The organism is Roseateles sp. P1_C1_2 (genome assembly GCF_056406535.1).
Window position 1 is genome coordinate 252,002 of sequence record NZ_JBFUAB010000002.1, and the last position, 14,256, is coordinate 266,257.

Annotated in this window: 13 protein-coding genes and 1 tRNA gene; 2 read left to right on the forward strand and 12 right to left on the reverse strand. The window is 68.0% G+C overall.

The window, feature by feature from the left end; genetic code table 11:
- Positions 1-10: 10 nt before the first annotated feature.
- Positions 11-1,369 carry an NAD(P)H-hydrate dehydratase gene (locus AC1D2H_RS02965; RefSeq protein WP_478009816.1) on the forward strand — a complete coding sequence of 453 codons (1,359 nt, stop codon included), beginning with the start codon at positions 11-13 and terminating at the stop codon, positions 1,367-1,369.
- Here AC1D2H_RS02965 and rnr read toward each other — a convergent pair.
- Positions 1,346-3,667 (reverse strand): ribonuclease R, encoded by a 2,322-nt coding sequence (gene rnr / locus AC1D2H_RS02970; protein ID WP_478009817.1) that lies wholly within the window; start codon positions 3,665-3,667, stop codon positions 1,346-1,348. The two genes, AC1D2H_RS02965 and rnr, sit on opposite strands and share 24 nt — an antisense overlap.
- A gap of 68 nt (positions 3,668-3,735) precedes the next feature.
- Here rnr and AC1D2H_RS02975 point away from each other — a divergent pair.
- Positions 3,736-3,820 (forward strand) — tRNA-Leu (locus AC1D2H_RS02975).
- A gap of 204 nt (positions 3,821-4,024) precedes the next feature.
- Here the strand turns inward: AC1D2H_RS02975 and AC1D2H_RS02980 are convergent.
- From AC1D2H_RS02980 to AC1D2H_RS03030, 11 genes are all read right to left on the reverse strand, one after another.
- The gene (locus AC1D2H_RS02980) at positions 4,025-4,546 is read right to left on the reverse strand and encodes a phosphoribosyltransferase (RefSeq protein ID WP_119045448.1); all 522 of its coding nucleotides are present in this window, start codon (positions 4,544-4,546) and stop codon (positions 4,025-4,027) included.
- A gap of 31 nt (positions 4,547-4,577) precedes the next feature.
- Positions 4,578-5,909 carry an adenylosuccinate synthase gene (locus AC1D2H_RS02985; protein ID WP_477928462.1) on the reverse strand — a complete coding sequence of 444 codons (1,332 nt, stop codon included), beginning with the start codon at positions 5,907-5,909 and terminating at the stop codon, positions 4,578-4,580.
- 44 nt (positions 5,910-5,953) lie between these two features.
- A complete protein-coding gene (locus AC1D2H_RS02990) occupies positions 5,954-7,117 on the reverse strand; it encodes an ATP phosphoribosyltransferase regulatory subunit (RefSeq protein ID WP_477928460.1) in 1,164 nt (387 codons plus the stop codon).
- A gap of 63 nt (positions 7,118-7,180) precedes the next feature.
- Positions 7,181-7,363 (reverse strand): DUF2065 domain-containing protein, encoded by a 183-nt coding sequence (locus AC1D2H_RS02995; RefSeq protein WP_478009818.1) that lies wholly within the window; start codon positions 7,361-7,363, stop codon positions 7,181-7,183.
- Entirely contained in the window at positions 7,360-8,256 is an 897-nt protein-coding gene (hflC, locus tag AC1D2H_RS03000; RefSeq protein WP_478009819.1) for a protease modulator HflC, read from the reverse strand. Before hflC ends, AC1D2H_RS02995 begins: the two co-directional genes overlap by 4 nt.
- Before the next feature lie 15 nt (positions 8,257-8,271).
- Complete coding sequence (gene hflK / locus AC1D2H_RS03005) at positions 8,272-9,468, reverse strand: FtsH protease activity modulator HflK (RefSeq protein ID WP_477928455.1); 1,197 nt, start codon at positions 9,466-9,468, stop codon at positions 8,272-8,274.
- Between the two features lie 47 nt (positions 9,469-9,515).
- Positions 9,516-10,763 carry a GTPase HflX gene (gene hflX / locus AC1D2H_RS03010; RefSeq protein WP_478009820.1) on the reverse strand — a complete coding sequence of 416 codons (1,248 nt, stop codon included), beginning with the start codon at positions 10,761-10,763 and terminating at the stop codon, positions 9,516-9,518.
- A gap of 11 nt (positions 10,764-10,774) precedes the next feature.
- Positions 10,775-11,017, reverse strand: coding sequence for an RNA chaperone Hfq (gene hfq, locus AC1D2H_RS03015; RefSeq protein ID WP_056198163.1), 243 nt, complete (start codon positions 11,015-11,017; stop codon positions 10,775-10,777).
- 82 nt (positions 11,018-11,099) lie between these two features.
- Complete coding sequence (gene der / locus AC1D2H_RS03020) at positions 11,100-12,437, reverse strand: ribosome biogenesis GTPase Der (protein ID WP_477928451.1); 1,338 nt, start codon at positions 12,435-12,437, stop codon at positions 11,100-11,102.
- Positions 12,434-13,570: an outer membrane protein assembly factor BamB gene (bamB, locus tag AC1D2H_RS03025; protein ID WP_477928449.1), complete on the reverse strand. Its 1,137-nt coding sequence runs from the start codon at positions 13,568-13,570 to the stop codon at positions 12,434-12,436. The genes der and bamB overlap by 4 nt, the downstream gene beginning before the upstream one ends.
- A complete protein-coding gene (locus AC1D2H_RS03030) occupies positions 13,567-14,238 on the reverse strand; it encodes a YfgM family protein (RefSeq protein ID WP_478009821.1) in 672 nt (223 codons plus the stop codon). Before AC1D2H_RS03030 ends, bamB begins: the two co-directional genes overlap by 4 nt.
- Between the last annotated feature and the right edge of the window lie 18 nt (positions 14,239-14,256).

Below are 14,256 nucleotides of genomic sequence, written 5' to 3' on the forward strand. Positions count from 1 at the left end.
GCTCGCGGGCATGCACGCGCTGCTGCCCACGGATTGCAACCTCCCCCTGTTCGACGTCGCCACCAGCCGGCGCATCGAGGCGCGCGCCCTCGTCCATTCGCCCGACCTGATGGAGCGCGCCGGCCTGGCCGTTGCGAAGCTGGCGCTGGCGCTGCGAACGGGGCCTGGGCCGGTCTGGATCGCCTGCGGCCCGGGCAACAACGGCGGCGACGGGCTGGTGGCGGCGCGGCGCCTGGCCGAGGCTGGCGTGCCGGTGCATGTGAGCCATGAAGCGCCCACCAATCCGTCCCTGGTCATCGACGCATTGCTGGGCCTGGGCCTGAACCGAGGCCCGTCCGTCGAGATGCTCGTCACCTTCGCCGCGATGGCCGCCTGCGGCGTACCCATCCTTGCCGTCGACCTGCCCAGCGGCCTGTTGGCCGATACCGGCCAGGCCGCGGGTGACCATGCCGTGCGGGCCGACCACACGCTCACGCTGCTGACCCTCAAACCCGGCCTCTTCACCGGCGAAGGTCGCGCGCATTGCGGGCGCATCTGGTTCGACGACCTGGGCGTCGCGCCCGACGAGCCGCCCACTGCCGACCTGCTGGGGCCGGCGACCCCGCCGCAGCGCAGCCCCACCAGCCACAAGGGCAGCCACGGCCAGGTGCTGGTGGTGGGTGGAGCTCCTGGCATGCAGGGCGCCGCGCGGCTGGCTGCACGGGCCGCGCTGGCCTGCGGCGCCGGACGCGTCTACGTGGACCTGCTGGGCTTGCCCGACGGCGAGGTCGCCGACCCGGGCCGACCCGAGCTGATGCGTGGACGACTCGCCGACCTACCCCAGGCCGTGGGCGTCATCGGCTGCGGCGCCGGCGACGCCATCGCTCCTGCCCTGCCCTCGCTGCTGCAGACCTTGCCGCGCCTGGTGCTGGATGCCGATGCGCTGAACGCCATCGCCGCCGATGCCGGACTGCAGGCGCTGCTGAAAGCCCGGTCCGCCGGCAGCACGCTGCTGACGCCGCACCCGCTGGAAGCCGCCCGGCTGCTGCACCGTGACACCGCCGGCCTGCAGGCTGACCGACTCGCCGCCGCGCGCGACTTGGCCCAGCACTATGGCTGCACCGTCGTCCTCAAGGGTTCCGGCAGCATCGTCGCCTCACCGGCCGAGCGCCCCGCGATCTGTGCCAGCGGCGGCCCGGCCTTGGCAACGGCCGGCAGCGGCGACGTGCTGGCCGGCTGGCTGGGCGGGCTGTGGGCTCAGGAACCGGACGCCAGCGCCCATGCGATCGCCTGCGCCGGCGTGGAAGCCCACGCCCGCGCGGGTGAGGTTGCCGGCGTACTGCGCGCCGGCGACCTCATCGAGCGCCTAGCGGCGCTTGCGCGGCGCTGACTTCGTCGCCGTCTTCTTCGACGCCTTGCTGGCCTGCCGCTTGGCAGCCTGCTGAGCCGCCTTGACCGGATGCAGGGCCGCGATGACCTCCTTGCGGCTCTTCTTCACGTCACGGTCGGTCTGGCGCACTTCGTCCAGCGTCTCGACGGCCGTCTTGGGAGCGCGCTTCTTGGCCGGCACCTTGCCCGAAGGCTTGCCCGCGGGCTTGGCGCCGCCGCGGCTGGGCGGCCGCGCCTCGTCGCTGTCGCGCACCAGGCGGAAGTCGATGCGGCGGCCATCCAGGTCCACGCGGCTGACCTGCACCTGCACGCGCGCGCCGGTGGCGTAGCGGATGCCGGTGCGCTCGCCGCGCAGTTCCTGGCGCACCTCGTCGAAGCGGTAGTACTCGCCACCGAGCTCGGTGATGTGGACCAGGCCTTCGACGTAGAGCGCGTCCAGCTGCACGAACAGGCCGAAGGACGTGACCGCGCTGACGGTGCCGGCGAATTCCTCGCCGAGGCGGTCGCGCATATAGCGGCACTTGAGCCAGGCCTCGACGTCACGGCTGGCCTCATCGGCGCGGCGCTCATTGGCACTGCAATGCGCGCCGACCACTTCCCAGCGCTCCGCGTCGTTGCGCGCGTCCGCCGGGTTGGGCGGCGGCGGCCGGCCCGGGCGCTTGGGCGCCTGCGGCACATTCATCTTGGCCGGGTCCAGCGTGTAGCGCTTGTTCGCCAGCAGGCACTTGATGACGCGGTGGACGAGCAGGTCGGGGTAGCGCCGGATCGGGCTGGTGAAGTGGGTGTAGGCCGGGTAGGCCAGGCCGAAGTGGCCGGAGTTGACGCCTGTGTAGATGGCCTGCTGCATGGAGCGCAGCAGCATGGTGTGGATCTGCTGCGCGTCGGGCCGGTCCTTGGTGGCCTCGGCGAGCTGCTGGTATTCGCGCGGCGACGGGTCGTCGGAGATGCCCACCGAGATGCCCAGCGAGCGCAGATAGTTCTGCAGCGTCTGGCGCTTCTCCGGCGTCGGGCCTTCGTGCACGCGGAAGAGCGAATGGTGCTTGCTGGACTGGATGAAGTCCGCCGAGCAGGTGTTGGCGGCCAGCATGGCCTCCTCGATCAGCCGGTGCGCATCGTTGCGCGTGCGCGGGATGATCTTCTCGATGCGGCCGTTGTCGTCGCAGACGATCTGCGTCTCGGTGGTCTCGAAGTCGATGGCGCCGCGGCGGTGGCGCTCGGCCAGCAGCGCGCGGTAGACCTCGTGCAGATGCAGCAGATGCGGCACCAGCTCACGCCGCTTGGCGGCCTCGGGGCCATGGGTGTTGGCCAGCACGGCCGCGACCTCGGTGTAGGTGAAGCGCGCATGCGAGCAGATCACCGCCGGGTAGAACTGGTAGGCCGCGACCGTGCCGTCGCTGGACACCAGCATGTCGCAGACCATGCTGAGCCGGTCTTCATACGGGTTCAGCGAGCACAGGCCGTTGGACAGCTTTTCCGGCAGCATCGGGATGACGCGGCGCGGGAAGTAGACCGAGGTGGCGCGCTCGTAGGCATCGGCATCCAGCGGCTCGCCGGGCTTCACGTAATGCGACACGTCGGCGATGGCGACGAGCAGGCGCCAGCCCTCGATGGCCTTCTTGCCGCGGCCCTGCTTGAAGGGCTCGCAATAGACGGCGTCATCAAAGTCGCGCGCGTCCTCGCCGTCGATGGTGACGAGGGGCACGTCGCGCAGGTCGATGCGGTGCTTGAGGTCGGCGGCGCGCAGCTTCTCGGGCAGCTTGGCGGACTGGGTCAGCGTCTCGGGGCTGAAGCGATGCGGCACGTCGTACTTGCGCACCGCGATCTCGATCTCCATGCCGGGGTCGTCGATCTCGCCCAGCACCTCGACGACGCGCCCCACCGGCTGCGAATACAGCGATGGCGGCTCGGTCAGCTCGACGGCGACGACCTGGCCGGCGGTCGCGTTGGCGATGCCGTTCTTCGGAATCAGGATGTCCTGCCCCATGCGCCGGTCTTCGGGCGCGACGAGCCAGATGCCGGACTCGAGCAGCAGCCGGCCGATCAGCGGCCGTTTCTTGCGCTCGAGGATCTCCAGCACCTTGCCCTCGGGTCGGCCGCGCTTGTCGAAGCGCACGACGCGCACCCTGAGGCGGTCGCCATGCATGACGGCATGGGTTTCCTGCGAGGACAGATAGATGTCCGAAGAGCCGTCGTCGGGGATCAGGAAGCCGTGGCCATCACGGTGGCCCTGCAGCGTGCCTTCGACCTCGCCGAGCAGGCCGGCCCCGTCGCCCGTAGACGATGAATTTGCGTTCTTCAAGTTTTTGATGATAGGATCTCGGTTTTCCTGAAACGGCTCAGGACTTCGCTAGAAGTTTTGAGCACCTTGCCCAGGTGGCGGAATTGGTAGACGCACTAGTTTCAGGTACTAGCGGGTAACTCCGTGGAGGTTCGAGTCCTCTCCTGGGCACCAAAACAAAAGAAAAAGGCCAGCGCATCGCGCTGGCCTTTTTTGTTTTGGGGTCCAGGAAGCGATGTCCAGTGGACATCGCGTGAGGACGAGAAGGGCTTGGAGCTGCGCTCCAAGCCGGGGTCGCGCTTGCGTGACCGAGTCCCCGCCGATGCGCCCTCGATGGGCGCTTCGGCGAGTCTTGCCTGACGCCCATCTTCAGTCGATTCAAACAGCGAACTTCTTCGCCAGCTGCTCCGGCCCCATGCCGTCGTATTCCTCGAACGGCTGGTGGATCCAGGGCGAGGTCTCGAGCATCTCGCAGTAGTAGTCCGGCGTGTAGGCCGACACCTGCTTGGTCCAGATGACCGCCGAGCGCAGCTCGGTGATGGACGGCATGCCGCGCAGGCGCTCGACGACGGCCTTCAGCGTGACGCCCGAATCGGCCAGGTCGTCGACCAGCAGCACGCGGCCGGCCAGCTCGCCCTTGGGCATGGTGATGTACTTGGCCATGTCCAGGCGACCCTGGATGGTGCCGGCCTCGGCGCGGTAGGAGCTGGTGGACATGATGCCCAGCGGCTTGTCGAACACGCGCGACAGCACGTCGCCCGGGCGCATGCCGCCGCGAGCCAGGCAGAGGATCTGGTCGAACTGCCAGCCCGAGGCGTGCACCTTGAGCGCGAGGCGCTCGGTCAGCAGGTGGTACTCGTCCCAGGATACGTAGAGGTGTTTGCCGTCGTCGGTCAACATGGTGGCGTTGTCTCCGTTGGTGTGATGGTAATCAGGCGGAATAGGGGTGGCGCAGCACGATGGTGTGCTCGCGGTCGGGGCCGGTCGAGACCATGTCGATGGGCGCGCCGATGACTTCTTCCACGCGCTTCAGGTAGCTGCGCGCATTGGCCGGCAGCGCGTCCCAGGACGTCACGCCGAAGCTGGTCTCGGTCCAGCCCGGGAAGGTCTCGAACACCGGCTCGCAGGCCTCGATCTCGTCGGCGTCCAGCGGCAGGATGTCGAGCAGCTTGCCATCGAGCTGGTAGCCCACGCACATCTTGATCTCGGTCAGGCCGTCCAGCACGTCGAGCTTGGTCAGGCACAGGCCGGTGATGCCGTTGATGATGATGGAACGCTTCAGCGCAGCCGCATCCAGCCAGCCGCAGCGGCGCGCACGGCCGGTGACGGTGCCGCGCTCCTGGCCGACGGTGGACAGGTGATAGCCCACCGTACCGGGCGCTTCCCAGTCCAGCTCGGTCGGGAAGGGACCGGAGCCGACACGGGTCGTGTAGGCCTTGGTGATGCCCAGCATGTAATGCAGCATCTGCGGGCCCACGCCGGCACCGGCGGCGGCATTGCCGGCCACGCAGTTGCTGGACGTCACATAGGGGTAGGTGCCGTGGTCGATGTCCAGCAGCGTGCCCTGGGCACCCTCGAACAGGATGTTGGCGCCGGCCTTGCTGGCCTTGTGGATCATGTAGCCGACGTCGGCCAGCATGGGCTTGATGGCCTCGGCCATCTTCATGGCCTGCTCGAAGATGGGTTCGAAGGCGAGCGGCTCACCCTTCAGATAACCCGACAGCGCGAAGTTGTGCAGGTCCAGCAGCTCGCGCAGCTTCTTGGCGAAGCGCTCGGGGTGCTTCAGGTCCTGGGCGCGCAGCGCGCGGCGGGCGACCTTGTCTTCGTAGGCCGGGCCGATGCCCTTGCCGGTCGTGCCGATCTTGCCGCTGCCGCTGGTCTCGCGCAGTTGCTCGCGCGCCTTGTCCACGGCGACGTGGAAGGGCAGGATCAGCGGGCAGGATTCGCTGATGAAGAGGCGCGAACGCACCTCGACGCCGGCGGCTTCCAGGCGCTCGATCTCGGTCAGCAGATGGGTCGGGTCCACCACGACGCCATTGCCGATATAGCAGGCCACGCCGTCGCGCATGATGCCGCTGGGGATCAATTGCAGCGCCGTCTTCACGCCCTTGATGACCAGCGTGTGGCCGGCGTTGTGGCCGCCCTGGAAGCGCACCACGCCCTGGGCGTGATCCGTCATCCAGTCCACGACCTTGCCCTTGCCCTCGTCACCCCATTGGGTGCCGACGACGACCACATTGCGTCCACGCGCGGTTTGGCTCATGTTGATTGCCTGTCTAGCTTGAAAGGATTGGTGGTCGCCGCGCCTTACAGCGTTCGGACAACCCACTGAGTGTGCTCGCGAACCAGCTCGCGGTCACAGTCGAATTCATCGGCCTCGTGCTCATGCCCGGGCAAAACGCACACCACCGTTTCGCCCTGCTCGCGCAGGCTGCGAACGGCCTGGCGCAGCGAGGCGTCCTCGCCCCATGGCGCGCGCACCGCCGCGCGCAAAGGCGTGGCCGGCACCAGCGTCACCAGCGTCTTCAGGTCCAGGCTGAAGCCCACGGCGGGGCGGCGACGGCCGAAGGCAGCACCGACCTCGTCGTAGCGGCCGCCACGCAGCACGGCATCGGAGCAGCCCGACGCATAGGCGGCGAAGCGGATGCCGGTGTAGTAGGCATAGCCCTGCAGATCGGCCAGGTCGAAGCCCAGCGCCACCTCGGGGTGGACGGCAGCCAGATGGCCCGCCAACCACTCCAGGTCGGCCAGCGCCGCCTTGACGAGCGGATGCGCAGGCAGGCGGCGCGCCGCCTCGGCCAGCACCTCGCGCCCCCCGAACAAGCTGGGCAGGGCCAGCAAGGCGTCGCGCGTCACGGCCGGCATGTCGACACTGAGGGCCGACAGCGCCGCCAGGTCCTTGGCGGCCAGCGCCGCGGTCAGCGCTTCCAGCGTCTCGGGCGCCAGCTTGACGCCGTCGAGCACGCCCTGCAGCAGGCGCGCGTCGCCGAGGTCCAGCATCACATCGCTCAGGCCGGCGCGGCGCAGCGCGTCCAGCGCCAGCTCATGCACCTCCAGGTCGGCTTCCAGACCGGCATGGCCGTAGATCTCGACACCGAACTGCAGCGGCTCGCGGCTGGTGTTGAGGCCGTCGGGACGCGTGTGCGCCACGGGGCCGCAGTAGCACAGCCGGGTCACGCCCTGGCGGTTCAGCAGATGGGCGTCGATACGGGCGACCTGGGGCGTCGTGTCGGCACGCAGGCCGAGCGAGCGGCCGGAGAGCTGGTCGACCAGCTTGAAAAGCTTGATGTCGGAGCCGCTCCCGGTGCCGGACAGCAAGGAGTCGAGGTGCTCCAGCAGCGGCGGGATGACCAGCTCGCAGCCATAGCCGCGGGCCATGTCGAGCAGCTCTCTACGCAGCTCTTCGATGCGGCGCGCCTGCGAAGGCAGGACATCGGCAATGTGCTCGGGCAGCAGCCAAGCAGAGGACATGGGCGCAGGCTAGGCGGTTAAAAACGGCATTGTACCTATGCCATTTCGGCCCCAGCCTTCAGATCAGCGCAACCAGAGCAGTCCGAAAAGGCCCATCAGGATGCTGGCCAGACCGATGAAACGGATCTGGCCATCGCTCAGCGCCAGGATGCGGCTGAACACCTCGCGCCAGCGCGCCGGGCTGATCAGCGGCATCAGCCCCTCGATGACCATCACCAGCGCGAGCGCGGTGAGCAGTTCCGTCACTTGCGCGCGGGCGCGGCGGCGGGTGCGGAGCCGGATCCCCGCATGGCCTTGAAGAAGTCGCTGTTCGGGTCGACGACCATCACGTCGCTCTTCTTGCTGAAGCTGGCGCGGTAGGCCTCCAGCGAGCGGTAGAACTGGGCGAACTGCGGGTCGCGACCGAAGGCTTCGGCGTACAGGGCCGAGGCCTTGGCATCGCCCTCGCCCTTGATCAGCTGAGCGTCCCGGTAGGCTTCGGCCACGATGATTTCGCGCTGGCGATCGGCATCGGCCTTGATCTTCTCGCCCTCGGCGGCGCCGGTCGAGCGCGTCTCGTTGGCCACGCGCTTGCGCTCCGACTCCATGCGGCGGTAGACCGAGTCGGTGATGGTGGACGCGAAGTCCACGCGCTTGATGCGCACGTCGACGACCTCGATGCCGAACTGCTTGGCTTCGTCGGCCAGGCGCTTGCGGACGTCGTTCATGATCTTGTCGCGCTCGGCGGACAGCACGCCGATGACGGTGCGCTTGGTCACTTCCTCGTTGAAGGCGGCCTGCACGATGGGAGCGAGGCGGTTCTCGACGTTGCGGATGTCGGAGCCGTTGTTGCGGATGAACTGGCGCGGCTCGGTGATGCGCCACTTGATGAGCCAGTCGATGACCAGGCTCTTCTTCTCGGCCGTGAAGATGGGGCGCGACTCAGGGCTGTCCAGCGTCTGCACGCGACGGTCCAGCATGACGACGTTCTGCACCGGCGGCGGCAGCTTGAACTTCAGGCCCGGCTCCGTGACGACTTCCTTGATCTCGCCCAGCGCATAGATGACGGCGAACTGGCGTTGGTCGACGATGAAGAGCGTCGACGACAGCAGCATCAGCACGACGATGGCGCCGGCGAGGATGGCGGCAATACGGTTCATTCGGATGGTCCTCGATCAGCGGCCGTCGCGGCTGCGCTGGTTGTCACGGCTGCGCGGGTCGGCGGCAGCAGGCAGTGTCTGCGGCTCGGGCACGCTGGTCGGCTGCGGCGCGGAGACGGTCACGCTGCCGCTGCTGCCCTGCTGCAGCAGCTTGTCCAGCGGCAGATAGAGCAGGTTGGAGCCGCTCTTGCTGTCCACCATGACCTTGCTGACATTGGTGTAGACCTGCTGCATCGCGTCGATGTAGAGGCGGTCGCGGGTGACCTGGGGCGCCTTCTGGTACTCGGCCAGCACGCTCTTGAAGCGCTGCGCATCACCCTCGGCGGTCGCGATGACGCGGGCCTTGTAGCCCTCGGACTGCTCGCGCAGCCGCGCGGAGTCGCCGCGGGCGCGCGGGATCACATCGTTGGCATAGGCCTGGGCCTCGTTCTTCAGCTGCTCGCGGTTGGCGTTGGCCTTGAACGCGTCCTCGAAGGCGGCCTGGACCTGTTCGGGCGGCTGCACGCTCTGCACGTTGACGTTCTTGATCTGGATGCCGGCGTTGAGACGGTCCAGCTGGGCCTGGATGGACTTGACCAGTTCGGTCGCGATGGCATCGCGCTGCTCATAGAGCACCGAGTCCATGGTGTTCTTGCCGACGATCTCGCGCACGGCCGATTCGGCGGCCAGCAGTACCGCCTGCTCGGGGTCGCGGTTCTCGAACAGGAAGTCCTTCAGGTTCTTGATGGTGAACTGCACCGTGAAGCGGATGTCGACGATGTTCTCGTCCTGGGTCAGCATGGACGAGTCGCGCAGGCCGGTGGCCGCGACAACCGAGCTGCGGCCCACCTCGACCTGGCGCAGTTGCGAGACCGGTTGGATCTCGTGCGCCTGGAAGGGGTAAGGCAGGCGCCACTGAAAGCCGGCCTCGACGGTCTTGCTGAACTTGCCGAAGGAGGTGACGACGCCCTGCTGGCCTTCCTGCACGATGAAGAAACCGCTGGCCAGCCAGCCCAGCGCCACAACGCCGGCGATGAGGCCGACGCCGATGCCCGCACCCTTCATGTCGGGTGAACCACCGGAACCGCTGGGGCCGGACGGCCCGCCGGACTTGCCGCCGAACATGCCCGAGAGCTTGCGGTTGAAGTCGCGCCAGAGCTCGTCGAGATCGGGCGGGCCGTCATTGCGGCCATTGTTCAGCAGCCGGCCCGCGGCACGCGCGACGGGAGTCATCAGGCGCTGAACCCAGGAGCTGCGGGGCGGTGTGTGGGAAGTGCTGCTCATGCCTGCGAGGGGTCTGAGGAAGAGGGCTCGGGATCGAGATCCGACGGATCAACGTCGAAACGTGGGTCCCGTTCGTCGGGAATCAAGGGCTGGGTCTGCATGGCGGTCGCAATCAGCTGGCGCAACTCGGCCAGGCCGCTGCCGTCCAGGGCGCTGACGAAGACGCGTGGCGTCGGCTCGGTGCTGCCGTTGGCGCGCAGCACGGCGTCGACGATGTCGCGCGGGCGCTGGTCGTCGGGCAGCAGGTCCTGCTTGTTGTAGACCAGCAGTTGCGGCACGTCGGCCGCGCCGATCTCGGCGAGCACGCGCTCGACCTCGGCCATCTGCTCCTCCAGCACCGGGCTGGCGGCGTCGACGACGTGCAGCAGCAGGTCGGCATCGGCCGCCTCCTGCAGCGTGGCGCGGAAGGCCTCGACGAGCTTGTGCGGCAGGTCGCGGATGAAGCCCACGGTGTCTGACAAGGAAACGCTGGCCGCGGCCTGCTCCAGGTAGAGCGAGCGCGTCGTCGTGTCCAGCGTCGCGAACAGCTGGTTGGCCGCATAGGCGCGCGCCTTGGTCAGCGCGTTGAACAGCGTGCTCTTGCCCGCGTTGGTGTAGCCGACCAGCGAGACCTTGAAGACGCCGTTGCGCGAGCGCGCCTTGCGCTGCGTGCCGCGCTGGCGCTGCACCTGCTTCAGGCGTTCCTTGGTCTTCTTGATGCGCTCGTCGATCATGCGACGGTCCAGCTCGATCTGGGCCTCGCCAGGGCCGCCGCGCATGCCGATGCCGCCGCTCTGGCGCTCCAGGTGGCTCCAGCGCCGCACCAGGCGCGTGGCCAGGTATTGCAGCCGCGCCAGCTCGACCTGCAGCTTGCCCTCGTGGCTTTGCGCACGGGCGGCAAAGATCTCGAGGATCAGTGCGGTGCGATCGGCCACGGGCACGCCGAGCACGCGCTCCAGGTTGCGCTGCTGGGCCGGCGAGATGGCCTGATCGAACAGCACCGTGTGGGCCTGGTGGGCCTGCACGAGCAGCTTGATCTCGTCGGCCTTGCCGGAGCCGACAAACAGCGCCGCATCGGGCGCCGGGCGGCGCGCGATGACCTTGGCGACGGGCGTGTCGCCGGCGGATTCCGCCAGCAGTGCCAGTTCATCCAGGCTCTCATCGAAGCCCTGGGAAGCGCGGTGGCGACCGAAATCGACACCCACAAGAATGGCGCGCGCCGCCTCGGAGGGCGGCGTCGCGTCGTGGGCAGAGGTCGCGGACAAGGGTGTGGTGATCAGGCGTCCGCGGGAGCGTCGCCAGCGTGGAAGTTGACTGCGCGGCCCGGCACGACAGTGGAAATCGCGTGCTTGTAGACCATCTGCGTCACGGTGTTGCGCAGCAGGACGACGTACTGGTCAAACGATTCGATGTGGCCTTGGAGCTTGATGCCGTTCACGAGGTAGATCGAGACGGGCACATGCTCTTTGCGGAGCAGGTTCAAAAAGGGGTCCTGCAAAAGTTGGCCTTTGTTGCTCATCGGTATGCTCCGAGTTATTCGGGGGGATGGGGGACTACGGGTAAGACCTTAACACAGCGCCTCTATCCCTCCGGAGGTCAGCCTAGGTCTTTTCGTCGAAGGGATTCTTCGAAGAACGTAGCTCTATCTTCAGCGGCGTGCCGACCAATTTGTAGTGCGCGCGGATGCGGCCTTCGAGATAGCGCTTGTAGACCTCGGTGACGCCGTCCAGCGCATTGCCGTGAATGACGACGATGGGCGGGTTCTGGCCGCCCTGGTGGGCATAGCGCATCTTGGGGCGCGAAACGCCCGAGCGCTTGGGCTGCTGGTGCTCGACGGCCTCCTGGACGAGGCGGGTCAGCACCGGCGTCGTCATCTTGCGGTAGGCCGAGGCATAGGAATCAGCCAGCGAGTTCCACACCGCCGACAGGCCCTGGCGTTTCAACGCCGAGATGTTGTGCATCGGTGCGAACTTCAGGAACACCAGGCGCTGCTCGATCTGGCGCTGCAGCGTCTCGCGCTGGTAGCTGTCGACGGCGTCCCACTTGTTGATCGCGACGACCACGGCGCGGCCGCTGTCGAGGATGTAGCCGGCGATGTGGGCGTCCTGGTCGGTCACGCCCTGGGTCGCGTCCAGCAGCAGCAGCACGACATGGGCGTCGGCGATGGCCTGCAGCGTCTTGACGACCGAGAACTTCTCGATGGCCTCGAAGACCTTGCCCTTGCGGCGCAGGCCGGCGGTGTCGATGAGCTTGAACTTCTGGCCGTTGCGCTCGAAGTCCACCGTGATGGCGTCGCGCGTCGTGCCCGGCATGTCGAAGGCGACGAGGCGCTCCTCGCCCAGCCAGGTGTTGATCAGCGTGCTCTTGCCCACATTGGGGCGGCCGGCCACCGCCAGGCGGATGACGTCGTTCTGCTGCGGCCCGGCGCCGAACTCCTCGCTGGTGTCCTCGAAGGGCTCCAGCACGGCGTCCAGCAGGCTGCGGATGCCCTGGCCGTGGGCCGACGAGATCGGGTGCGGTTCGCCCATGCCGAGTTCGTGGAACTCGGCCAGCAGCGGCGACTCGCTCATGCCCTCGGCCTTGTTGACGGCCAGGTGCACGCGCTTGTTGACGCTGCGCAGATAGCGCGCGATGTCGCTGTCGTGGGCCGACAGGCCCAGGCGGATGTCGACGACGAAGATGACCGCATCGGCCTCGGCGACGGCCTGCTTGGTCTGCTTGGCCATCTCCTTGACGATGCCGCTGCTGCTGTCGGGTTCGAAGCCGCCGGTGTCGATGCAGATGAACTCGCGGTCGCCCAGGCGGCCGTCACCGTAGTGGCGGTCGCGCGTCAGGCCGGCGAAGTCGGCCACGATGGCGTCGCGCGACTTGGTCAGGCGATTGAACAGCGTCGACTTGCCCACATTGGGGCGGCCGACCAGGGCAATGACAGGTTTCATTCGGCCTTGATGGCGAACAGACCGCCACTCTTGGTCGCGACCAGGGCCGTCTCGCCCTGCAGCGCGATGGTGACGACCTGCGAGCCGTCGGTGGACAGACGCGAACGCGTCTTGCCGGTATCGCGGTCGATCAGATGGACCAGGCCATCGAAATCGCCGACCAGCACCTGCTTGGCCATCACCACGGGTTCGGACAGCTTGCGGCGCTGGAACTGATCGGCCGACCAGGCCAGGTCGCCATTGGCCAGCTTCCAGGCCGACAGGCGGTCGGAGGCATCACCGGCCACGACGACTTGCGAGTCGGCGCCGATGCCATTCGTGCCGCCGACGACGCGGTTCCACAGCGCGCTGCCGCGCTCGGCGTTCACGCAGCCCACCGAGGACTGGAAGGCGCGGGCACAGATCAGCTCACCCTGGCGCACGGCCGGGCCGACCAGATCGGCCAGGCGTTCGACCTCATTCGTGCCGCGCGGCGTGGCCACGCTGGCTTCCCAGCGCAGCTGGCCCTTGACGGGGTCGACACCGGCCAGGCGCGGGCCCTGGCCGACGATCAGCGTGTCCTTGTAGGCCAGCAGCACGCCGGCCTTGGCCAGCGTCAGCGGCTCGCCGGGACGCTTGAGTTCCCAGATCTTGCGGCCGTCCAGCGCGTCGAAAGCCAGCACCTGGCGGTCCAGCGTCAGCGCGAAGACGCGCTCGCCGGCCACCAGCGGCGCGGCGACGACGGGCGTCGGCAGGGCCTTCTTCCAGACCACGCGGCCGTTGTCCAGCACGACGAGTTCGTTGTCGCGGTTGACGACGGCGGCAAAGCGGCCATCGCTGCCGACGCCTGCAGCCAGCTTGCTGCCAATGTCACCACGCCACAGCTCGCGGCCATCGGCCACATCCAGCGCCCGCACCTGGCCATCGCTGCTGGCCACGACGAAGCGGTCAGCCAGCGTGACGATGCTGAGGTTGAAATTGATGTTGTCGCCCTTGGCGCTCCAGACGATGCGGCCGCTGGCCGGGCCGGACAGCGTCTCCAGCGCGGCCGGCTTGCTCTTCTCGTCGCCGAACCAGTTGTTCCACGTCGAGCTGATCGTGGAGCAGCCCGACAGCGAAGCTGCCAGCAGCGAGATCAGGACGGCGCGCCTCATTGCGCGGCTCCGGTCGCTTCGACGGCGGTGGGCACGCCCAGCGTGGCCAGCTTGGCCTCGATGATGCGGCGGTAGTCCTGGGTCTTGTCCAGACCGGCCAGCGCCTTCTGGTATTCGGCCTTGGCGGCGTCGCGCTTGTCCTGCAGCAGCAGCAGGTCGCCACGGCGGTCGGCCACCAGCGCGGCGAAGTCGGTCGACTTGATCGCGTCCAGCGTCTTGCCGGCCTCGTCATAGGCCTTGGCATCGATCTGCAGGCCAGCCAGGCGCAGGCGCGCCACGTCGCGGTAGGCGCCGCCCTCGGCGCCCTGCTCGGCCACCCAGGTCAGGCTCTGCCGGGCGTCGTCGGCCTTGCCCTTGTCGAGCTGCAGCTTGGCGACCTGCAGGCCGGCCTGGGCTGCATAGCCGGTGCCGCCGTAACGGGCCTTCAGATCGCCAGCGGCGACGGCGGCCTTGTCGAGGTCCTGTGCGGCCAGGGCGCGGTCGAATTCGTCGTACATCGCGCCGGCCTTGGCGGCCTGGTCGCGCTGGTACATCTGCCAGCCCTGCCAGGCGGCGACGGCGGCCAGGGCGATCGTCAGCCCCCAGGTGATGAGGTTGCCCCAGCGCTTCCAGAACGCTTTGAGTTGTTCAAGTTGTTCTTGTTCTTCGAGGTCGAGATGGGCGGCCATGGGGAAAACTTCAGGAAA